Below are 20,696 nucleotides of genomic sequence, written 5' to 3'. Positions count from 1 at the left end.
GCCCAGGAGCGACACCGCCAGCGCCGCCCCGTCCGCGGAGGCCTCCGCCGAGGCCAGCGCCGCCAGGGCCGCCTTCACCACCTCCGCGTCGGGATGGCTGAGCGCGTCCCAGAGCACGCCCGCGCCCACCGTCCCCAGCTTCGTCAGGGCGCGCACCGCCAGCATCGCGAGCGCACCGTCGCCGTGGCGCACCAGCGACTCCAGGTCCGGCGAGCGATCCTTCGCACCCGCCGCGCCCACCGCCTCCACCGCGGCCACGCGCACGCCGCGGTCCTCGTCCTTCAGTGCGAGCCCCAGGAACGTCGCGGCCTCCTTGCCGCCCTGCTGACCCAATGAGCGCACCGCGGCGATGCGCACCCTGGGGGACTCGTCCGCCAGCGCGCCGCGCGCCAGTTCCAGGCCCGCCTCTCCGTCCGCCCGGCCCGCGGCCTCCACCGCCGCCGCGCGCCAGGAAGCGTCCTCATCCCGCGCGATCCGCCGCAGCACGGGCAGGACCCGCGCCCCGCCCAGCCGGCCCAGCACCGCCACGGCCGCGGGCGTCGTGCGCTGCTCCACCGCCGCCTCCAGCGCGGTCAGCGCCGCCAGCGGATGGGCCACGGTCAGCTGCTCCAGCGCTCGCGCCGCCATGCCCGACAGCGAGGCATCCGAGAGCAGCTCCACCAGGGGCGCCACGGCTTCCGGCGAGCGTGTGCGCCCCAGCGCCCGCACCACCACCGCGCGCAGGTCGTCCTCCGCCCACTCCAGGAATGCGCACAGCTCCGGCACCGACGTCGCGTCCACCAGCAGCACCAGCGCCTCGGCCGCCACCGTGCGTGCGGGCAGCGACAGCCTGCCCATGCTCCCGAGCAGCAGGCGCCGGCCCTCCGGGCCCAGCTGGCCCAGCGTGAAGAGCACCTCGCGCAGGAGCCGGTCTTCGCGCGCCACCTCCGCCACCGCCACCGCGAGCGACGCCTCTCCCAGCGCTCCCGCGGCCACCAGCGCTCCGGCCCGCACCTGGACGTCCTCGCCGTCCAGCGCCTGCGCCACGTGCTCCGTCACGGCCGGGATGCCGGCCAGCACCGCGCGCGCCACCGCGTCCAGTTCGCCGCGCTCGTAGGGGCCCAGCCCCGCGGCCTGCGTCCCCAGCGCGACGAGGGCCGCCTCGCGCACCGAGCGCACCGGCGAGGCCAGGGCGCGGCAGATGCACTGGGTGGCCACGCCCGGGGAGTGCAGACCCAAAAGCCGCAGGGCGCTGCGCCGCAACCCCGGGTCCTCCACCAGCGCCATCACGCGCTCCAGCGGGGGTGCGCGCTTGAGCGACGCAAGGCCCTCCAGCGCGGCCAGCCGCAACAGGGGCGTCGACGTGTCCAGCAACCCCTCCAGCGCCCGCGCCGCGGCGTCCCCGCCCAGCCGGCCCAGCGCCTCCGCAGCCGCCACGCGCACGTTGAGGTCGTCGTCGGAGAGCGCGCGCAGCAGCACGTCCTCCACCTCCGGTGGGCCCAGCTGCCCCAGGATGTCCGCCGCCAGCTTGCGCTGATCCGGATCCTCGTGCTCCAGCAGGTGCACCAGCGGCTCTGTCGCCACGGGCCCCATGCCGGCCAGCGCCTCGGCCGCCGCGTTGCGAGCGCCCGTCTCGCCGCGCTCCCCCAGGACGGAGATGAGCCGCGCGGTGACGCCCTTCGCGTCCGGTACGCGGCGCAGACCCTCCGCCGCCGCGTGACGCACGCGCCAGCTCTCGTCATGCAGGCCGCGGGTGAAGGTCTCCAGGGCACCGGGCGCGCGGGGATCCACCGCCTGCAACGCCCGATACCGCGCCTCCTCCTGTCCGGCGGGGGACCGCATCGTGTCGCTCATCGCCGTCCTCCTTCGGGTGTGCCTCGGGATGGCCTCATCCTGCTTGAAGCGGCCGGGCGAGTCGCGTCCCACGAGCGCCGAACGAGGGCCCGTCCGCTGCCCCCTCATGGCGCCCCCCGCGCCGGAGGGAAGCCCGGCGTTGGATGGAACCGTTCACCTGCGAACCCTTTACGTCGGGGAACCGAGCTCCGCGTCCCACCCCTCCTGCCCGAAGAACCAGAGGGAATAGACACCCAGCACCGTGCCCAGGGGGAAGTTGGGCAGAGCGAGGATGGCGAGCACCGTCGCCAGGCGCCTGGACACGGGACTGCCGCCCACCAGTGCCACGCCCATGAAGATCCCCGCGATGGCCAGAACCACGAGCAACACCGCGAAGCCCGCCAGCACGAGGAACAGGGGATTGTCCCACGCCATCGCGTCCGGCCCGGAGTGCCCTGCAGCCGCGAGGCCGGCGACGATCAACGCGGCGTAGCCCAGCGCGCCCGCGCCCAGCAGCATCAGCAGGTGCACGAACACGTAGAGGAACCCCAGCGACTTCCGATGCCCGCGCAGGTCTCGCATGACGTTCCTCTCTCGATTCGCGGCGCGCACGATGAAAACCAGGCGCTCAGCCGGCGGGCGGCGGGCGGGAGTCGCGCTCCAGCTCCGCGCGCAGCAGTGCCTTCAGGTCCAGGAGCAGCCGCAGCCGCTCCGGCGGTCCACACACGCCCACCACGAACGGCGTGCGCCCACCGGCCATGAGCGCTGGAGCGGGCTTGATGTCGCCGCGGCGCACGCGCAGCACCTCCGCCACGCGGTCCACCCGCGCCACCACGCGGCGCGTCCCCAGCCGGCACACGAGCATCCGCGTGCGCCGCGTCTCCTGCGCGGGCTGGCCCAACAGACGCCTGCGCAGGTCCACCACGGGCAGCATCGCGCCGCGCAGGTGCAGCACGCCCTCCACGAAGGCGGGCGCGTGCGGGATGGGAATCACGCGCTGGGGCGGGAGGATCTCCTCCACGCGCATGATGTCCAGGACGTACTCCTCGTTGCCCACGAAGAAGGCGCACAGCTGCACCTCCACGTCAGCCGCTGACGTCTCGCGGGCGAGGTCACCGCGCGGACGGCGGGCCAGCAGGTTCACGGGGTCCGTCATGGGGTGAGCGCCTGCTCCGGATCCAACAGGATGTAGAGCTGCGAGCCCTTGCGCCCCAGCCCCGCCACGCAGTCGCGATCCCCACGCAGCCCCGCGGGCGACAGCTCCACCATGGACGGCTTGAGCCGCACCACGCCCGCCACCGAGTCCACCCACACGCCCGCGGGTCCGTCATCCGTCTTGAGCACCAGGATGCGCGCGGCCCGGGGCGGCAGGCCCGCGTCCGGCCCGGCCACCACCGGCGGCGCATCCGCGAGCCGCAGCCGCAGCTTCACGTCGTAGACGGGCAAGAGCTCCCCGCGAAGGTTCATCACGCCCAGCAGGTGCGGCTCCGCGCGCGGGATCTCCGTGAGCAGCGGCACCTTGCAGATCTCCCTCACCGCGAGGATGGGCACCGCGTAGCACTCCGACTCCAGGCGGAAGGCCAGGTACTCGACGGGCTCCTCTTCCAGGAGGGGCGGCGCCAGGTCGTCACTGCCCGCGGCGAAGTCCAGCAGGCCGCCGACGTCCTCGTCCGGGCGGTAGAAGAACGCGTCGAGCAGGGCTTCGAAACGGGACACGGCGCGGAGGATAGCAGCCCCCGGCGCGGACGCCTCAAGCGCGGCGCCGCTCCTGCGCGATGCCCTCTTCCAGGAGTTCCGCGACATCCAGCACCAGCACGGTGCGGCGGTTGCCCAGGTCGGTGGCGCCGGAGATGCCCTTCACGCGGCTCAAGCGTCCGCCCAGGGGCTTGGTGACGATGTCCTGCTGGCCGAACAGCTCATCCACCGCGATGCCCAGCCGCTGCTGCGCCAGGCCCACCACGATGACGAAGTGGCGGTTCACCTCGTGCTCCGGCAGGTGGAACAGGCGCCCCAGCCGCAGGAAGGGCAGCGTCTGGCCGCGCAGGTCCAGCACCTCGCGGCGCTCCACGGTGCGGATGTCGCGCGGCTGCACGGAGAGGATTTCCAGCACGCTGTTGAGCGGCACCGCGTAGGTGCGGCCACTGACGCCCACCACCAGCGCGCGCACGATGGCCAGCGTCACCGGCAGCGTCAGGTGGAAGGCCGTGCCCTTCCCGCGCTCGCTCCACACGTCGATGATGCCGGAGAGGTTGCCCAGGTTGTTCTTCACCACGTCCAGGCCCACGCCGCGCCCGGAGAGCGCGCTGACGCTGGCGCGGGTGGAGAAGCCCGGCAGGAAGATGAGGTTGAGCAGCTCGCGCCGCGTCATCTCGCTCACCTGCGACGGGGTGACGAGCCCGCGCGACAGCGCCACCTCGCGCACCCGCACCTCGTCGATGCCGGAGCCGTCGTCGGACACGCTGATGACGACGTGGTTGCCCTTCTGCTCCGCGCGCAGCCGCACCACCGCGCGCCGGGGCTTGCCCGCGGCAAGGCGCGACTCGGGACCTTCCGCGCCATGGTCGATGGCGTTGCGGATGAGGTGCATCAGCGGATCGCTGAGTTCCTCGACGATGAGCTTGTCCAGCTCCACCTCGCCGCCGGAGCTGACGAAGTCGATCTCCTTGCCGGCCTCGCGGGCAATCTTCCGCACCAGCCGCGCCAGCTTGTCGAAGACCTGGCCCACGGGGACCATGCGCGCTTCGAGCAGGCCCTCCTGGAGCGCCTCCAGCTTGCGCTCCAACTGGCGCGTCTCCCGCGAGAGCTCCTGGCCGAAGAGCTTGGACAGCGCCACGGTGCCGTCCTGACGGGACGTCTCCGCCAGCCGCTGGAGGTTGGCCTTGATGAGCAAGAGCTCGCCCACCATGTTGATGAGCCCGTCCAGCCGGCCGATGTCCACGCGCACCGTCTGCGTGAGCGAGCGCAGGGACGTCTCTTCCGTCTTGGGACGGCCCGCGGGGAGGGGCGCGGACGCGGCGGCCTGCAGCCCCACCACCGTGGGCGGCGGCGTCACCGCCCGCATGCGCGGAGGGCTTCCTATCGGGGGCACCGGCACGGTCGCGAGGCTGGTGGAGCCCCCTGGTGGCTCGGCGTCCTCGTCGGGCGCTTCTTCGTCGGTGTCCGGTGGCAGCAGCTCCGCGTCCACGTCCTCCGGCGGAGGGCGAGGCACGTCGAACGCGGGGCCTGGAGCGCCTTCCTGCGGGGGACGCACAGCCAGCGGCGCCAGCTCCGCGGGCGTGCCCCGGAGTGCCGCCTCCAGCGACGGGGCCGCCACCTTCGCGCCGAAGATGAGGTCGAACGCGATGCCGTTGGCGCCGCCGGGCCGCGACGAGGGCAGCGTGCTGATGACCTCGCCCACGGGCTTGAGGCGCGCGTTCAGGTCCGCGAGCCCCTGGTCGAAGTCCGTGAGGTCGAACGCCGCGCGCACCCGCCACAGGGCCACCCCGCGCCGCACGTTCTCGCGCAGCCGGTGCTCCTCGTACTCGGTGAAGACGGCGCGCACCGTCGCGTCCAGCTCCAGCCGCTCCAGCGGATCCTCTTCCACGGCCGGCGGGGGCGACCCCAGCCGCGCCATGCGGTCCTCCATGTCGCGGGTGCGCTGGGTGAGCTCCGGTCCCTCCTCGGTGCGGGAGGCCTCGCCGAGCAGCGCCTGGAACGTGTCCAGCGCGTCCACCAGCGTGTCCAGGACCCCGTCATCCAGCGTCAGCCGGCCCAGCCGCAGCCGGTCCAGCAGGTCCTCCGCCGCGTGCGCCAGCTGGCTGATGCGCTCCTGGCCGAAGAGGCCCGACAGGCCCTTGAGCGAGTGCGCCGCGCGGAAGATGCCGTTGATGTGCTCGGGGTCCGCTTCCTGGCCACGTGCCTCGTCCAGCGCCAGGAGGTCGCGGCCCAGCGCATCGAGGATTTCGGTAGCCTCGGCGACGAACTCCGCCAGCGCCTTGCCTCCGGGCGTCACAGCGGCTTCAGGAAGCGCCGCAGGAGCGCCTCCAGGTCCTCCGGCTGGAACGGCTTCACCAGGTAGCCGGCCGCGCCCAGCGCCATGCCCCGCGAGCGGTCCTGCTCACGCCCCTCGGTGGTGACGATGATGAGCGGCACGTCCCGGTAGTTGGGGTTCTTCTTGACGAAGTTGATGAGTTCCAGCCCGTTGATGTCGGGCATGTTGATGTCGGTGATGATGAGGTCGAACCGCTGGCGCGGCAGCAGCTTCAGCGCCTCGAAGCCGCTGGCGGTGGTGACGGCCTCGACGCCGTCCACGGCCTCCACGGTCGCGGCGATGTGCTCGCGCGACACCTTGGAGTCCTCGACGATCAACACCTTGAACTTCATCGCGCGCGCCTCAAGGGGTTGGATGCTAGCAGAACCCCTGCCCCGTCGCTGCGCGTCAGCCCTTCTTGGATGACAGCGACCCGACAAGCCCCTTGTCCGCGAGGAGGGACACCCGTGCCCCCTTGAACGCGGGCAGGAACTGCCGCTGGTACGCCTCCGCGCGGGCCGCGTCGCTCAGGGATGTCCCCTGGGGCACCTCCAGGGCCACGGCCTCCACCTTCGCGCGGCTCAGGACCTTCGCCGCGCCCGCCAGGGCCTCTCCCAGCGAGGCCGCGTCCAGGCGCTTCCGGGACCCCAGCCCCACCACGAAGATGCGCGGCACGGACAGCTTCCCGTCCGACGGCAAGAGGAGCCAGTCGTCCTTCACGCCGGTGAAGAACCCGCCCTGGAGCACGCGGGACAGGGCGCCGCACAGCCGCCAGTCCACGTAGCCGGCGGAGGACGGCAGGGGGCGGTCGTCCTCGGCCACGAAGAGGCAGAGGGCGTCCACCCCGTTCAGCGCGTCCAGGCCCTCCAGGCCCACGTCCAGGGTCTGCGTCTGGCTCACGGCTTCCCGAGCGCCACCGCGACGCGGTCCAGCAGGCCGTTGACGAAGGCGCTCGACTCCTCGGTGCCGAAGTTCTTCCCCAGTTCCACCGCCTCGTTGATGGTCACCTTGCGGGGGATGTCCGGGCGGTACTTCAGTTCGAAGATGCCCAGCCGCAGGACGTTGCGGTCGATGCGGGACATGCGGTCCAGGCGCCAGTTGTGGCTGTGGCGTTCGATGAGCGCGTCGATTTCGACGCGGTTCGCCTCCACACCCTCCACCAGCTCCTTCGCGAACTTCACCGCGTCCGGCTCCGGCTTGCCGTCCTCCGCGGAGGCCGCCCACGCCGAATCCAGGGCCTCCCGCGAGGTGGCGCCCTGGGTCATCTCCAATTGATAGAGCGCCTGCAGCGCCCGCTCCCGTGCCGTTCTGCGCGCGCCCATCGCGGTTATCCCTTTCGCTCCGCGCCCGTCATGCGAGCGAAGAGGTTGACCATCTCGATGCAGGCCACCGCGGCCTCCGCGCCCTTGTTGCCCGCCTTCACGCCCGCCCGGTCGATGGCCTGCTCCACGGTATCGCACGTGAGCACGCCGAACGTCACCGAGGCCGGGTTCGGGCCGGCCGCGGCGCTGAACGCCACCGAACCAATGCCCTTGGCGCACTCGCCCGCCACGTAGTCGAAGTGGGGGGTGCCACCGCGAATCACCGCGCCCAGGACGATGATGCCCGCGTACTGGCCACCCTCCGACACGCGGCGGGTGAGGCCGGGCAGCTCATAGGTGCCGGGGCAACGGTACACGTCGATGGCGTCGTCCTTCACGCCATGGCGCACCAGGGTGTCCACGGCGCCCTTCAAGAGCTCCTCCGTGATGAAGCTGTTGAACCGGGACACGCAGATGGCGAACCGGCCCTGGGGGGGGAGGAAATCCCCTTCGAAATAGCGAGGCATGGCGGGCTCCTTACACCACCCGAGGCCCTACCCGCGAGGGGTGAAACCCGCCGCCCGTACCACCGCCTCCGTCAACCCCGTCCCCTGGCCCGCCGCCTCCGGGGCGCCCCGGAGGGCGTACAGCCGGGCCACGTACTTCCCAATGAGGTCGCCCTCCAGGTTCACCTGGGCCCCGGGGCCCTTGCCGTGCAGCGTGGTGCGCGCTTGCGTCTCCGGAATCAGCTGCACCCGGAAGGTGCTGGCATCCACCGCGTTCACCGTGAGGCTGATGCCGTCGATGGTGACGGAGCCCTTCTCGATGAAGCAGGGCGCCAATTCCGGGGGCAGCCGGAACACCATCACCCACGAGCCGCCTTCCGCGAACGTCTCCAGGACCTCACTGACGGCGTCCACGTGCCCCGACACCAGGTGCCCGCCCAGCCGGTCTCCCAGTGCGAGCGCCCGCTCCAGGTTCACCTTGTCGCCCGTGCGCCGGGCCCCCAGGGTGGTGCGCCGCAGCGTCTCCGGGGCCGCCTGCACGCGGAAGGTGTCCCCGCCCTTTTCCACCACCGTGAGGCACGCGCCGTCCACGGCGATGGATTCGCCCAGGGCGAAGGCTTCCGCGCCCAGCGAGGTGCGAATCCAGAAGTCGGTCATCGCGCCGGAGGTGACGCGGGTGATGGTGCCAGTGTCCTGGATGAGGCCGGTGAACATGACCGGGACTTATAACGGATGCCCCGGCGGCACGCTGGCCCGTCAGAGCAGGGCGCGCAGGAGGACGTCGTCCCCCACCTTCTCCATGCTCAGGTCCTTCAGCGCCAGGGCCTGGGCCATGTCCTTCACGCCCAGCTCGCCCGTCCACGTGAGGCCGCCCGCCCCCACCAGCTTGGGAGCGAGGAACAGGGCGAGCGCATCCGCCAGGTGCTCGCGCAGCAGCGTGCCGTACAGGCCCGCGCCGCCCTCCACGAGCACGTGGTTGAGCCCCTCCTTCTTCACGCGCTTGAGGACGGCCTTCAGGTCCACGCGGTCCTGCTTCGCGCGCACGTTCCACACCTCCACGCCCTGGGCCAGGAAGCGCCGGGCGCGCCGGCCTTCCGGATCCTCCAGCGTGGCCACCACGGTGCGCGCGGGGCTGCGCTGCGTGAAGACGGTGTGCCCCGGGGACAGCTTGAGGTGCGAGTCCACCACCACGCGCACGGGGTCCTTGCCCCCGCCGCCGGGCAGCCGCGTGGTGAGCTGCGGGTCATCCATGCGCACGGTGTTGGCGCCCACGAGGATGGCGTCCACCTGGTCGCGCAGCCGGTGCACCCACGCACGCGACGCTTCCCCCGTCACCCAGCGCGAGTCACCCGAGGGCGCGGCGATCTTCCCGTCCAGCGTCATCGCGGCCTTGAGCGTCACCCACGGCAGGCCCGTGCGCATCATCTTGAGGAAGGGCCGGTTGAGCGCGTCCGCCTCGTCCTTGAGGACGTGCGTCACCACTGCCACGCCGCCACGCTTGAGCCGGTTGAGCCCCTTGCCGCTGACGAGCGGGTTGGGGTCCGACGACGCGCTGAACACGCGCCGCACGCCGGCCTCCAGCACCGCGAGGCTGCACGGCGGGGTGCGCCCGTAGTGGTCGCACGGCTCCAGCGTCGTGTAGAGGTCCGCGCCTCGCGCCTTGGAGCCCGCGGCCTCCAGCGCGACGACTTCCGCGTGCGCCGTACCGGCCTTCTTGTGGTGGCCGCGCGCGATGATGCGCCCGCCCTTCACCAGCACCGCTCCCACGACGGGGTTGGGGCTGGTGCGGCCCAGCCCCTTGGCGGCCTCCTCCAGCGCGATGCGCATGAAGAACTCGGCCACCGCGTGGTCGAAGTCCGCCGCGCGCTTGGAGCGGGGCGTCTTCACCGCCTGCAACCGTGACCGCGTGAGCAAGCGCATACCGCCCTTCCTAACCGTCCTTGGGCGGAGTCACAGGCGGCTTCGCCTTGCGCTCACGCTCCTGGTCCTCGAGCAGGTCCTTCAGCTCGTGCATGAACTCGGAGATGTCCCGGAAGCTGCGGTACACGGACGCGAAGCGAACGTAGGCCACCTCGTCCAGTTGCTGTAACCGCCGCATCACGTGCTCGCCAATGGATGAAGAGGGCACCTCCTTCTCCCCCATCCCCTGGAGCATCCGCTCGATGTCCTCCACCGTCGCCTCCAGCTGCGCGGCGGACACCGGGCGCTTCTCACAGGCCTTCTTCAGGCCGTTGAGCATCTTCTCGCGGTCGAAGGCCTCGCGCCGCCCGTCCTTCTTCACGATGAGCGGGTAGAGCTCCTCCACCCGCTCATACGTGGTGAAGCGGCGTTTGCAGGCCAGGCACTCGCGGCGCCGCCGGATGACGGAGCCCTCGTGCGACTCGCGAGAGTCGATGACCTTGTTCTCCGGGTCCTGGCAGAAGGGGCAGCGCACGGGCCTGGGTTACTTCAGCCGCGAGGCGTACAGCGGGAAGCCCTGCGCCAGTTCCTTCACCTGCCCCTTGACCCGCGCGAGCGCCGCGTCGTCCTGCGCGGCATCCAGCGCCTGCCCGATGAGCCGGCCCACCACCGCCATCTCCGCCTCGCGCATGCCGCGCGTGGTGATGGCCGGGGTGCCCACCCGGACGCCGGAGGTCGTCGTGGGCTTCTCCGGGTCGAAGGGGATCATGTTCTTGTTGACCGTGATGCCCGCCTTGCCCAGCACGTCCTCGGCCACCTTGCCGGTGAGCTTCTTGGCGCGCAGGTCCACCAGCATCAGGTGGTTGTCCGTGCCGCCCGAGCACAGCCGCAGGCCGGCGGACTTCAGCGCCTCCGCCAGCGCCTGAGCGTTGGCGACAATCTGCCGCTGGTACGTCTTGAACTCCGGCGACAGCGCTTCCTTGAAGGCCACCGCCTTGCCCGCGATGGCGTGCATCAGCGGGCCGCCCTGGATGCCGGGGAAGATCTGGCTGTTGATGGTCTTCGCGAAGGCCTCACGCGACAGCACCATGCCGCCACGCGGGCCGCGCAGCGTCTTGTGCGTGGTGGTGGTGACGATTTCGGCGAAGGGAACCGGCGACGGGTGCACGCCCGCGGCCACCAGGCCCGCGATGTGGGCCATGTCCACCAGCATCGCGGCGCCCACCTTGTCGGCGATCTCGCGGAACTTCGCGAAGTCGAGCGTGCGCGGGTACGCGCTCGCGCCCACCACCAGCACCTTGGGCTTGTGCTCCAGGGCCAGGGACTCCACCTGCGCGAAGTCGATGGTCTCCGTGTCGCGCGACAGGCCGTAGTGGACGACCTTGTAGAGCTTGCCGGAGAAGTTGAACGACGCGCCGTGGGTGAGGTGGCCGCCGGAGTTCAGGTCCAGCGACAGCATGGTGTCGCCCGGCTTCATCAGCGCCATGAAGGCGCCCATGTTGGCCTGGCTGCCGGAGTGCGCCTGCACGTTCACCGCGTCCGCGCCGAACAGCTCCTTCGCGCGCGCGATGGCCAGGTTCTCCGCCACGTCCACCACCTCGCAGCCGCCGTAGTAGCGCTTGCCGGGGTAGCCTTCCGCGTACTTGTTGGTGAGCACGGAGCCCACCGCCTCCAGCACCGCGGGGCTGACGAAGTTCTCCGAGGCGATGAGCTCCAGCCCCTCTTCCTGACGCTCCGTCTCGTGCCGGAGCACCTGGGCGATTTCAGGATCCACCTGGGACAGCGTGCGGGTGTTCTCCATGGGGGTTGCCTCCTGGCGTACGAACGAACGGAACTGCGAAGTGACGTCTTCCAAGCCCTTCAGCGCTGCTGGGCCTCGACGTCGCGAATCTTCTGGACGCGCTTCTCGTGGCGGCCGCCCTCGAAGGCGGTGGAGAGGAAGGCCTCCAGGATGCCGCGCGCCACGCCCGCGCCCACCACGCGCTGGCCCAGGCACAGCACGTTGGCGTCGTTGTGCGCGCGGGTCATCCGCGCCTCGAACTCGGTGGTGCAAAGGGCCGCCCGGATGCCCCGGTGCTTGTTGGCCACGATGCTCATCCCGATGCCGGTGCCACACACCAGCACGCCCAGCGTGCCCTCTTCCGCCACCACCGCGCGGGCCACCTGCGAGGCGAAGTCCGGGTAGTCCACGGACTCACGCGTCTGGGGGCCCAGGTCCTGGAAGCCGGTGCCGCGCTCCTTCAGGAGCGACACCAGCTCCTGGCGCAGCTCGATGCCCGCGTGGTCGGAGGCGAGGATGACTTTCACGGCCGGACTCCGAAGGCGGGGCCCGCGCCTCGAGGGCGGGGCCAGGATGGAAGGCCCCTGCCCGCCGCCGCCCGTTTCAGGGGGCAGCGGGCCGGAAGGCCGTCAGCTGAAGCGCTTGAACACCAGCACCGCGTTGGTGCCGCCGAAGCCGAACGAGTTGCTCATCACCGCGTCGACGCGGGCCTCGCGCGCCGTGTTGGGCACGTAGTCCAGGTCGCAGTCGGGGTCCGGCGACGTCATGTTGATGGTGGGCGGCAGCACGTTCTTCGTGAGCACCTGCACGCTCACCACCGCCTCCGCGCCACCCGCCGCGCCGAGCATGTGGCCCGTCATGGACTTGGTGGACGACACCGCCAGCTTGCGCGCGTGGTCGCCGAACACGGCCTTCAGGGCCTTGGTCTCGTTGGCGTCGTTGAACGGCGTGGACGTGCCGTGGGCGTTGACGTAGCCCACCTGGTCCGGCCGCATGCCCGCGGACGCCAGCGCCAGGCGCATGCAGCGCGCCGCGCCCTCGCCCTCCGGGGCCGGCTGGGTGACGTGGTACGCGTCCGAGTTGGCGCCGTACCCCACCACCTCCGCCAGGATGTTGGCGCCGCGCTTCTTCGCGGCCTCCAGCTCCTCCAGCACCACGATGCCCGCGCCCTCGCCCATCACGAAGCCGTCGCGCTCCTTGTCGAAGGGACGGCTGGCGCGCGCCGGGTCGTCGTTGCGCGTGGACAGGGCCTTCATCACGGAGAAGCCGCCCATGCCCAGGGGCGTGATGGCCGCCTCCGCGCCGCCCGCGATGGCCGCGTCCGTCTCACCCAGGCGGATGGACTTCCAGGCCTCGCCGATGGCGTGCGCGCTGGTGGCGCACGCCGACACCGGGGACCAGTTGGGGCCCTTGCAGTTGTAGCGCATGGAGATGAGCCCAGGCGCCATGTTGATGATCATCTGGATGATGAAGAAGGGCGACAACCGGTCGAACCCCTTCTCCAGCCCCTTGCGGTGCTGCTCCTCCAGGGAGGAGATGCCGCCGATGCCGGAGCCCACGATGACGCCCACGCGCTCCGGCTGGTAGCCATGGGGCGCGTCAGGGCCGATGGGCAGGCCCGACTCCTTCACCGCCATGTCGGCCGCGGCCATCGCGTACTGGGCGAACAGGTCCATCCGGCGCACTTCGCGCCTGTCGATGAACTGCTCGGGCTGGAAGTCCTTCACCTCGCCCGCGATTCGCGCGTCGAGCTTCCCCAGGTCGAAACGGGTGATCGTGCTGATACCGGACTGGCCGGCCAGCATCGCCTGCCAGTTCTTCTCGGTGCCGGTGCCCAGCGCTGAAATGATGCCGGTGCCGGTGATGACGACTCGACGGTTTGACACTGTTCTTCTCCGCTGACCGCGATGGGGCGCGGAGCGCCGGTGAAGGGCGCTCCCCTTAAGGCCCCGACACTCCCGGGTGTCGCGACTGCCCTGCCTACTTCTTGTGGGTCTTCACGTAGTTCACGGCGTCGCCGACGGTCTTGATGTTCTCCGCCTCGTCGTCCGGAATCTCGACCTCGAACTCCTCTTCCATCGCCATGACCAGCTCGACGATGTCGAGGCTGTCCGCGCCCAGGTCCTCGATGAAGGACGACTCGGGCTTGATCTCATCCTCACCCACACCGAGCTGGTCGGCGATGATGGACTTGATCTTGGCTTCCACGTCAGTTGCGGTGGTGGACATACGTGCGGAACCCTCCAGCTCCAGATGGGGCCCGCCGTTTGATTCGCGGGCCGTCTTCAAGGCGGGCGCGGTATATCCCACGCCCGGCGGCAATCCAACCTTGGCTTACATGTACATGCCGCCGTTGACCTTCAGGACCTCGCCGGTGATGTAGGACGCCGCATCACTCGCGAGGAACAATACGGCCCCGGCGACCTCCTCCGGGTTGCCCAGGCGGCCCAGCGCGATGCCGCCCACCATCTTCTGCCGCAGCTCGTCGTCCAGGTGGGAGGTCATGTCCGTCCCGATGAAGCCGGGGGACACGGCATTGACGCGGATGCTCCGGCTGGCCAGCTCCTTGGCCACCGACTTCGTCAGGCCGATAAGCCCCGCCTTGGCGGCCGAGTAGGCGGCCTGCCCCGGGTTGCCCATCTCCCCCACGACCGAGGTGATGTTGATGATGGCACCCGCCCGCTGCTTCATCATGGGCCGGCTGGCGGCCCGGATGAGCGCGAAGGCGCCCCGGAGGTTGGTGTCCATCTGCCGGTCCCAGTCCTCGTCCTTGACGCGCATCACCAGGCCGTCAATGGCCATGCCCGCGTTGTTCACGAGCACGTCCAACCGGCCGTGCGTCTTGACGACGCCATCGATGGCGGCCGCGCACGCGGCGGTGTCCGCCAGGTCGAAGCGCACGGCCTCCGCCTTCGCGCCCGCCTGCTGGAGCAGACCCACCGTCTCCTGCGCGGCGGCCTCGTTGCCCACGTAGCTGATGACCACGGTGGATGCGCCCGCCTTCGCGAAGGCCTGCGCGCACGCCCGGCCGATGCCGCGCGAGCCGCCCGTCACCAGCACCACCTTGTCCTTGAAGCCCTCGCTCATGCTGCCCCCAGCGCGGCGAGCACCTTCTCAAGGGTCGCGGCGTTCTCGACGTTGAACGATTCGATGTCCTTGGTGATGCGCTTGATGAGCCCGCCCAGCACCTTGCCCGGCCCCAGCTCCACCACGTGCGTGACGCCGTTCGCCTTGAGCGACTCCACGCACTCAATCCAGCGCACCGGCGCGCTCACCTGCTCCAGCAGCAACGGCACCACGCGGGCGGCGTCCGCGTTCGGCTTCGCCTCCACGTTGCTCACCACCGGCACGGACGGCGCCTGGATGCGCACGCCCGCCAGCACCTCCGCCAGGCGCGGCTTCACGGGGTCCATCAGCGCGCAGTGGAAGGGCGCGGAGACGGGCAGCGGCATCACGCGCTTGGCCCCGGCCTCCTTGCACTTCGCGCCCGCGCGCTCCACCGCGGCCGCGTGGCCCGCGATGACCGTCTGCTCGGGCGAGTTGTAGTTGGCGGGGGACACGACCTGCCCTTCCGCCGCGGCGTCGCAGGCGGCCTTCACCGCGTCCGGGGTGAGGCCCAGGATGACGGCCATGCCGCCCGTGCCCACGGGCACCGCCTCCTGCATGAAGGTGCCGCGCGCGCGCACGGCCCGCACCGCGTCCTGGAGGTCCATCGCGCCGGCGGCCACTAGCGCGGAGTACTCGCCCAGCGAGTGGCCCGCGACGAACGCCGGGGCCGGGCCGCGCTTCTGGAACACCGCGTGAACCGCGGCCGACACCGTGAGGATGGCCGGCTGGGTGGTGGCGGTGAGCTTCAGCGCCTCTTCGGGGCCCTGGAAGCAGGTGGTGGAGAGCTTCTCGTGCAGCGCGTCGTCCACGGCGTCGAAGACGGCCCGCGCTTCGGGAAACTGCTCGTAGAGGTCCTTGCCCATCCCCACGGCCTGACTGCCCTGCCCGGGAAACACGAACGCGACCTTCGCCATGTTGCGGTCCTTCCTTGTGTCGTCCTGCCTACCAGCGCACCACCGCGCTGCCCCACGCCATCCCCGCCCCAATGGCCATCATCGCGATGACATCCCCGCGCTTGAGGCGGCCGGCGCGCTGCGCCTCGTCCAGCGACATGGGCAACGAGGCGGACGACGTGTTGCCGTACTTGTGCAGGTTGAGCCAGCATTTTTCCTTGGGAATCTCCAGCCGCTCCATCACGGCTTCCAGGATTCGCAGGTTCGCCTGATGGGCGATGACGTGGTCCACCTGCGTCGTGTCCATGCCGTGAACCCCCAGGGAGGCCTGCGTGGATTCCACCAGCGCGCGCACCGCGAAGCGGAAGACTTCCTTCCCGTTCATCTTGAGCTTGTGAAGATTTGCATCCACGTTGTCCGCGGTGACAGGGGTGCGGGAGCCGCCAGCGGGGATGCAGAGCAGGTTCGCGAGCTCGCCGTCGGTGCGCAGGTGGGTGGAGAGGATGCCGCGCGGCGCCATGGCGTCGTCCTCCGCATCCGGTTCCGCGCCCAGCACCAGGGCGCCCGCGCCGTCCCCGAAGAGGACGCAGGTGTTGCGGTCCGTCCAGTCCACCGCGCGGGTGAGCAGGTCCGCGCCCACGACGAGCGCGCGCTTCACCTGTCCGGTGCGCACGAACTGGTCCGCGACGCTGAGCGCGTACAGCCCCCCGGCGCACGCGGCGGACACGTCGAAGGCGAAGGCGCGCTTCGCCCCCAGCTTCGCCTGCACCAGCGCGGCGCATGACGGCATGGGCATGTCCGCGGTGACGGTGCCCACGACGATGAGGTCCAGGTCGCCGGGCGCCACGCCGGCCATCTCCAACGCGTGGCGGGAAGCCTGCACCGCCAGGTCGCTCGTCGCCTCATCCGGTGCGGCCTGCCTGCGCTCCTGGATGCCGGTGCGCTCGCGGATCCACGCGTCGCTCGTGTCCACCAGGCGCTCCAGGTCCTGGTTGGTCAGGACCTGCGCGGGGGCATAGGAACCGGTACCGATGATGTGCGTGCGTGCCAAGAGGCCTCCGGAAGTCGTCGGAGTCCAACGCATGGCCGGCGCGCTCTAATCGGCGCCTTCGTCCCCGTCCGCCTTCCTTCCCCGCTGGTGGGGAGGAAGCCAGGCGGCGGCATTGGCGATGCAGCGCGTCAGCTCTTCCTGCACGCCCGCGCGCACGTGATGCAGCGCGGTGACGAGCGCGTTGTGGATGGCGCGAGGGGAAGAGCGGCCGTGCGCGACGATGCCCACTCCCTGGAGGCCCAGGAGCGGCGCGCCGCCGTATTCGGCGTAGTCCATGACGCGGCGCAGCCCCAACAGGGTGGGCTTGAGCAAGAGCGCGCCCAGCTTCTCCGGCAGGCCGCCGCGCTTCTCGATGGCGGAGCGCAGCAGGCCGGTGATGCCCATGCCCACGCCTTCGGAAGTCTTGAGGACGATGTTGCCGGTGAAGCCGTCCGTCACGACGACCTCCACGTCGCCGGAGAACAGGTCCTTGCCCTCCACGTAGCCCACGAACTCCAGGTCCGAGCGGCGCAGGAGCGCGCTCGCGTCCCGCGTGAGCTGCGTGCCCTTGGACTCCTCCTCGCCGTTGGAGAGCACCGCCACCCGGGGGCGCTTCACGCCCAGGCGCGTGCGCGAATACGCCTCGCCGAGCACGGCGAACTGGGCCAGGTGCGAGGGGCGGCAGTCCACGTTGGCGCCCGCGTCCAGCAGCAGGCAGCGGCCTTCGCCCTTGAGGGCCGGGAACAGGGCCGCGATGGCGGGACGCTCCACGCCGGGGATCCGGCCGAGCGTCAACATGCCACCAGCCATCACCGCGCCGGAGTTGCCCGCCGACACGAAGGCGGACGCCTCCCCTTGCCGGACGAGCTCGAAGCCCACCCGGAGCGAGGAGTCCCGCTTGCGCCGGAACGCAGCGGTCGCGGGGTCGTCCATCTCCACCACTTCGGACGCGTGGTGGAGGTGCACGTTGGCGGGCGCGCCGGCGCGCTCGAGGACGGGACGTACACGCGTGGCGTCCCCGACCAGCACGAGTTCGTGCCCGGGAAACGCTCGCGCGAACAGCACGCCCCCGTCCACGACGGCGTCGGGGGCGTGGTCGCCACCCATCGCGTCGAGGACGAGCCGCACCGGCAGCCTTCCGCTTTCAACTACTCCGCGGCGGTCGCGATGACTTCACGGCCACCGTAGTTGCCACAGGCCGCGCAGGCGCGGTGCGGCATCACGGGCTCCTTGCACTTGGAGCACTTGATGACCTGCACGGGGGTCCGCAGGTTGTTGTTGCCGGCCCGACGACGGTCCCGGCGCATCTTCGACGTCCGCTTCTTGGGAACTCCCACGGCTCACCTCGGCATCGGACCCGTCCCCCCTCGCGCCTTGCGAGGGGCATAGGGACCGTCAGTTCAACTTGATGTTCTTCAGCGGCGACAGTCGAGGGTCAACGACCTTCGGCTCGCAGCCGCACTTCTTCTCATTGAGGTTCTGGCCGCACTGCGAGCAGAGCCCCTGGCAGTCTTCCCGACAGACCGCGCTCATCGGAAGCGCGAGCAATACCTGTTCCCGGATGATCGGATCCAGATCGATCGTCTTCCCATCGAAAAGCTGCTCGTCCGCCTCGCCCAGTTGGAAGGTGCCCCCGGATTCACCCTGGGTGCGTTCCTTCTTCTCCATGGCCTTCTCGTCGTCGTCCTTGAAGTCATCGCCCCGGGCCAGGGACTCCGGCACCAGGTTGATGGTGAAGGACACGGGAAGGTCCAGCGTCACGTCCGCGAGGCAGCGCTTGCAGGGCGCGCCCACGTGGACCGTGAAGCCGCCCGACAGCAGCACGCCGCCACTGACCTTGCGCAGGGTGGCCTGGAGCGTCGACGGAGCGGTCGCCTGGAAGCCAGTGCCCTCTCCGGAGCCCTGACCTTCCAGGGCCTCCTTGAGGACCCCGGGAGCGATGGGCTCGTCGAGCTTCAGCCCCGCATCTTTGATTTGTTCAATCTTTACGACCATCTACAAGGCTTCCCGGCAAAAGGGCGCGCAACATAGAGGGACTCCCCCCGTCAGTCAACACGCCGGGTTGGACTACCAAGCCGTGCCGCGTGGATCCACTCAACACTGCTCTGGTAGCTTTCCATCTGATGCGCGCCCCCGCCCGACGTTCGCGGGGCGCACTCTGTGTCTGGGGGCTCGGGCTGATGCTCGCCCTGCCGGCGCAGGCCCGTGCGCCCCTTCCCCTGCCTCCCCTCCTCTTCCAGCTCGGCCCCACGAGTCCCGCCATCGACGCGGCGAAGGCCCTGCTGGAGGCCGGCCGCTTCCAGGAGGCCCTGGACGTGGTGCGGGGCGGGCTGGATGCGCCCGACGTCACGGACGACGAGCTGGTGGAGCTCTACCGCCTGCAGGGGCTCACCGCCCTCTACCTGGGCGACGAACCCCTGGCGCGCGGGGCGTACGAGAAGCTGCTCCAGGCCCGGCCGGACTTCGAGCTGCCCCGCTCCGCGCCCCCCAAGGTCCGCGACCTCTTCGCGAAGCTGAAAGAAGACCTGCGCCACCGCCGCGTCCACCCCGTCACCCTGGAGGTGGACCCCATCCCGGACCCGGTGCCGGGCGAGCGCGTGGAGGTGGACGCCGTCCTCCGGGACATGGCGCTGGGGGCCCGGGCCCGGATGTTCTACCGGCGCGCAGGGGCGCAGGGCTTCTCGTCGGTGGACTTCGTCCGGGACCGCTCGCGGGCCGAGCACTACGTGGCCGTGCTGCCCGCGTACGAGCTGCCCGTGGAGAGCACGCCCTATGAAGTGGAGTACTACTTCGAGGTCGTGGACGCGGCCCAGCGGCGGCTCGCCGGACGCGGGGACCCGTTCCATCCGCTCCTCTTCCAGGTGGCGTCGCGCACCGCGCCGGCCACGGCCCTGACGGAAGGCGCCAGCCGCCCCTGGTACAAGAGCCCCTGGCTCTGGGTGGCCGTGGGCGCGGTGGCCATTGGCGGCACGGCCGGGGTGGTGGCCCTGTCCTCGTCCGAGGAGCGCGGCCGGGTGCCCATCACTATTCGCGTGGAGGACGCCGCGCCATGAGACGACCGGTATGGCTGATGCTGGCCCTGCTCGCGGGCTGCGGGCCGGACGCCGTTGACGAACCCCTGCCCCTGGGGCTGGACCTCACCCTGAGCCGCGCCGTCGCCAGCCAGGTGGGTGCCTACCAGGTGGCGGTGCTGAAGGACGGCGCGAAGCGCAACTGCACGGAGCTGCAGCGCACCTGCCTGTCCACCCAGGTGGACCCGGACGACCTGTTGGAGCTGAAGGACGCGGATGGAAACACGGGGCGCACGCTGCGCTTCCCCTCCGCACCCGGCGGTGCGGCCATGGGGCTCGCGGTGGACGTGCCGGTGGGCCGGGACTACGCGCTCGTCATCGAGGCGCTGACAGCCGACACCCCGACCCGCTTCCTGGGCAGCTCCTGCAACTACCTGCGCGAGGTGAACTCCGGCACCAACGCGACCCTGGTGGCGGCCCCCATCGAGCTGACCTCGCAAGCCTGTGACCCGGTGTTCGCGCGCTGAAGCCGCCGGGCGCCGGTACCCTGGTGGGGAGACGGGCGGGCATGGCGCATGGATGTCACATGGATGTCCCGAGCGGGCCGGAACGAATCTGTTACGGGACGCCACGCATTCCATCCCTTCGCGGGAGCACCCTTCATGGCGCGCATCCTCATCATCGAGGACGAGCAGGACCTGGCCGGACTCGTCGAGTACAACCTCCGCGCCGCGGGCTTCGAGACGGACACGGCGAACACCGGCGCGGGCGGGCTTGCCCGGGCGCGGGCCCACCCTCCGGACCTGGTGCTGCTGGACCTGATGCTGCCGGACGTGGCGGGCGGTGAAGTCCTGCGCATGCTCAAGAGCGACCCGGAGATGAAGAAGGCCGCGGTCGTCATCGTCAGCGCCAAGGGCCAGGAGGCGGACCGCATCCAGGGCCTGGAATTGGGCGCGGACGACTACGTGGTGAAGCCCTTCTCCGTGCGCGAATTGCTCCTGCGCGTGAAGGCCGTGCTGCGCCGCGCGGACGCGGAGGAGGGCCCCGCCGCGGTGCTGGCCGCGGGCGACATCAGCCTGGACACGTCGCGCCACCAGGTGCGGGTGAAAGGCGAGGAGATCATCCTCACCGCGCTGGAGTTCCGCCTGCTGCGCACCCTGCTGGAGCGAAGCGACCGCGTGCAGACGCGAGAGGTGCTCCTGTCCGACGTCTGGGGCATCCAGGCCGAAATCCACACGCGCACCGTGGACACGCACATCAAGCGCCTGCGCGAGAAGCTGGGCCCCGCGGGCGACATCATCGAGACCGTGCGCGGCGTGGGCTACAAGCTCAGCCCTCCGTGAGGCC

General features: G+C 70.9%; 25 protein-coding genes. 3 read left to right on the top strand and 22 right to left on the bottom strand.

Annotation, left to right across the window (positions count from 1 at the left end):
* From D7W81_RS44115 to D7W81_RS15590, 22 genes are all read right to left on the bottom strand, one after another.
* Positions 1-1,833, bottom strand: a 1,833-nt coding sequence (locus tag D7W81_RS44115) for a HEAT repeat domain-containing protein (protein WP_120556182.1), incomplete at its 3' end; no start/stop codon positions are given.
* Positions 1,834-2,001: 168 nt separating this feature from the next.
* Positions 2,002-2,394, bottom strand: a complete 393-nt coding sequence (locus D7W81_RS15690; protein WP_120556181.1) for a hypothetical protein — start codon at positions 2,392-2,394, stop codon at positions 2,002-2,004.
* A 46-nt stretch (positions 2,395-2,440) separates the two neighbouring features.
* The gene (locus D7W81_RS15685; protein WP_120556180.1) at positions 2,441-2,968 is read right to left on the bottom strand and encodes a chemotaxis protein CheW; all 528 of its coding nucleotides are present in this window, start codon (positions 2,966-2,968) and stop codon (positions 2,441-2,443) included.
* Entirely contained in the window at positions 2,965-3,528 is a 564-nt protein-coding gene (locus tag D7W81_RS15680; protein ID WP_120556179.1) for a chemotaxis protein CheW, read from the bottom strand. Before D7W81_RS15680 ends, D7W81_RS15685 begins: the two co-directional genes overlap by 4 nt.
* A 34-nt stretch (positions 3,529-3,562) precedes the next feature.
* On the bottom strand, positions 3,563-5,803 hold the full coding sequence (locus D7W81_RS15675) for a chemotaxis protein CheA (RefSeq protein WP_120556178.1): 2,241 nt from the start codon (positions 5,801-5,803) through the stop codon (positions 3,563-3,565).
* The gene (locus D7W81_RS15670; protein WP_120525327.1) at positions 5,800-6,174 is read right to left on the bottom strand and encodes a response regulator; all 375 of its coding nucleotides are present in this window, start codon (positions 6,172-6,174) and stop codon (positions 5,800-5,802) included. The genes D7W81_RS15675 and D7W81_RS15670 overlap by 4 nt, the downstream gene beginning before the upstream one ends.
* 55 nt (positions 6,175-6,229) lie before the next feature.
* On the bottom strand, positions 6,230-6,721 hold the full coding sequence (locus tag D7W81_RS15665) for a M17 family peptidase N-terminal domain-containing protein (RefSeq protein ID WP_120556177.1): 492 nt from the start codon (positions 6,719-6,721) through the stop codon (positions 6,230-6,232).
* Positions 6,718-7,143: a transcription antitermination factor NusB gene (nusB, locus tag D7W81_RS15660; RefSeq protein ID WP_120556176.1), complete on the bottom strand. Its 426-nt coding sequence runs from the start codon at positions 7,141-7,143 to the stop codon at positions 6,718-6,720. Before nusB ends, D7W81_RS15665 begins: the two co-directional genes overlap by 4 nt.
* Positions 7,144-7,148: 5 nt before the next feature.
* The gene (gene ribH, locus D7W81_RS15655; RefSeq protein ID WP_120556175.1) at positions 7,149-7,649 is read right to left on the bottom strand and encodes a 6,7-dimethyl-8-ribityllumazine synthase; all 501 of its coding nucleotides are present in this window, start codon (positions 7,647-7,649) and stop codon (positions 7,149-7,151) included.
* A 27-nt stretch (positions 7,650-7,676) separates the two neighbouring features.
* Entirely contained in the window at positions 7,677-8,342 is a 666-nt protein-coding gene (locus D7W81_RS15650) for a riboflavin synthase (RefSeq protein ID WP_120556174.1), read from the bottom strand.
* Positions 8,343-8,384: 42 nt separating this feature from the next.
* Positions 8,385-9,548 carry a bifunctional diaminohydroxyphosphoribosylaminopyrimidine deaminase/5-amino-6-(5-phosphoribosylamino)uracil reductase RibD gene (gene ribD / locus D7W81_RS15645; protein WP_120556173.1) on the bottom strand — a complete coding sequence of 388 codons (1,164 nt, stop codon included), beginning with the start codon at positions 9,546-9,548 and terminating at the stop codon, positions 8,385-8,387.
* Between the two features lie 10 nt (positions 9,549-9,558).
* The gene (nrdR, locus tag D7W81_RS15640; protein WP_120556172.1) at positions 9,559-10,062 is read right to left on the bottom strand and encodes a transcriptional regulator NrdR; all 504 of its coding nucleotides are present in this window, start codon (positions 10,060-10,062) and stop codon (positions 9,559-9,561) included.
* Between the two features lie 9 nt (positions 10,063-10,071).
* Positions 10,072-11,328, bottom strand: coding sequence for a serine hydroxymethyltransferase (gene glyA / locus D7W81_RS15635; protein ID WP_120556171.1), 1,257 nt, complete (start codon positions 11,326-11,328; stop codon positions 10,072-10,074).
* Positions 11,329-11,387: 59 nt separating this feature from the next.
* Positions 11,388-11,834, bottom strand: a complete 447-nt coding sequence (rpiB, locus tag D7W81_RS15630; protein WP_120556170.1) for a ribose 5-phosphate isomerase B — start codon at positions 11,832-11,834, stop codon at positions 11,388-11,390.
* Between the two features lie 102 nt (positions 11,835-11,936).
* The gene (gene fabF, locus D7W81_RS15625) at positions 11,937-13,193 is read right to left on the bottom strand and encodes a beta-ketoacyl-ACP synthase II (protein WP_120556169.1); all 1,257 of its coding nucleotides are present in this window, start codon (positions 13,191-13,193) and stop codon (positions 11,937-11,939) included.
* A gap of 94 nt (positions 13,194-13,287) precedes the next feature.
* Entirely contained in the window at positions 13,288-13,536 is a 249-nt protein-coding gene (gene acpP / locus D7W81_RS15620) for an acyl carrier protein (RefSeq protein WP_120556168.1), read from the bottom strand.
* A gap of 105 nt (positions 13,537-13,641) precedes the next feature.
* Positions 13,642-14,394, bottom strand: a complete 753-nt coding sequence (gene fabG / locus D7W81_RS15615) for a 3-oxoacyl-[acyl-carrier-protein] reductase (protein WP_120556167.1) — start codon at positions 14,392-14,394, stop codon at positions 13,642-13,644.
* Positions 14,391-15,329: an ACP S-malonyltransferase gene (gene fabD, locus D7W81_RS15610; RefSeq protein ID WP_120556166.1), complete on the bottom strand. Its 939-nt coding sequence runs from the start codon at positions 15,327-15,329 to the stop codon at positions 14,391-14,393. Before fabD ends, fabG begins: the two co-directional genes overlap by 4 nt.
* 28 nt (positions 15,330-15,357) lie before the next feature.
* Positions 15,358-16,359 carry a beta-ketoacyl-ACP synthase III gene (locus D7W81_RS15605; protein ID WP_120556165.1) on the bottom strand — a complete coding sequence of 334 codons (1,002 nt, stop codon included), beginning with the start codon at positions 16,357-16,359 and terminating at the stop codon, positions 15,358-15,360.
* Between the two features lie 45 nt (positions 16,360-16,404).
* Positions 16,405-17,466, bottom strand: a complete 1,062-nt coding sequence (gene plsX / locus D7W81_RS15600) for a phosphate acyltransferase PlsX (protein ID WP_120556164.1) — start codon at positions 17,464-17,466, stop codon at positions 16,405-16,407.
* 20 nt (positions 17,467-17,486) lie between these two features.
* The gene (rpmF, locus tag D7W81_RS15595; protein ID WP_014395447.1) at positions 17,487-17,675 is read right to left on the bottom strand and encodes a 50S ribosomal protein L32; all 189 of its coding nucleotides are present in this window, start codon (positions 17,673-17,675) and stop codon (positions 17,487-17,489) included.
* A gap of 58 nt (positions 17,676-17,733) precedes the next feature.
* Positions 17,734-18,333, bottom strand: a complete 600-nt coding sequence (locus D7W81_RS15590; protein ID WP_120556163.1) for a YceD family protein — start codon at positions 18,331-18,333, stop codon at positions 17,734-17,736.
* 185 nt (positions 18,334-18,518) lie between these two features.
* Between D7W81_RS15590 and D7W81_RS15585 the strand changes: the two genes are divergently transcribed.
* From D7W81_RS15585 to D7W81_RS15575, 3 genes are all read left to right on the top strand, one after another.
* Positions 18,519-19,391, top strand: a complete 873-nt coding sequence (locus D7W81_RS15585) for a hypothetical protein (RefSeq protein ID WP_120556162.1) — start codon at positions 18,519-18,521, stop codon at positions 19,389-19,391.
* A complete protein-coding gene (locus D7W81_RS15580; protein ID WP_120556161.1) occupies positions 19,388-19,876 on the top strand; it encodes a hypothetical protein in 489 nt (162 codons plus the stop codon). The genes D7W81_RS15585 and D7W81_RS15580 overlap by 4 nt, the downstream gene beginning before the upstream one ends.
* 135 nt (positions 19,877-20,011) lie before the next feature.
* Positions 20,012-20,692 carry a response regulator gene (locus D7W81_RS15575; protein WP_120556160.1) on the top strand — a complete coding sequence of 227 codons (681 nt, stop codon included), beginning with the start codon at positions 20,012-20,014 and terminating at the stop codon, positions 20,690-20,692.
* The last annotated feature ends 4 nt before the right edge of the window (positions 20,693-20,696 follow it).

Source organism: Corallococcus aberystwythensis, from assembly GCF_003612165.1.
Classification (GTDB): Bacteria; Myxococcota; Myxococcia; order Myxococcales; family Myxococcaceae; genus Corallococcus; species Corallococcus aberystwythensis.
Note: the sequence above shows the minus strand (reverse complement) of the source record. Positions and strands in the feature narration are given on the sequence as shown.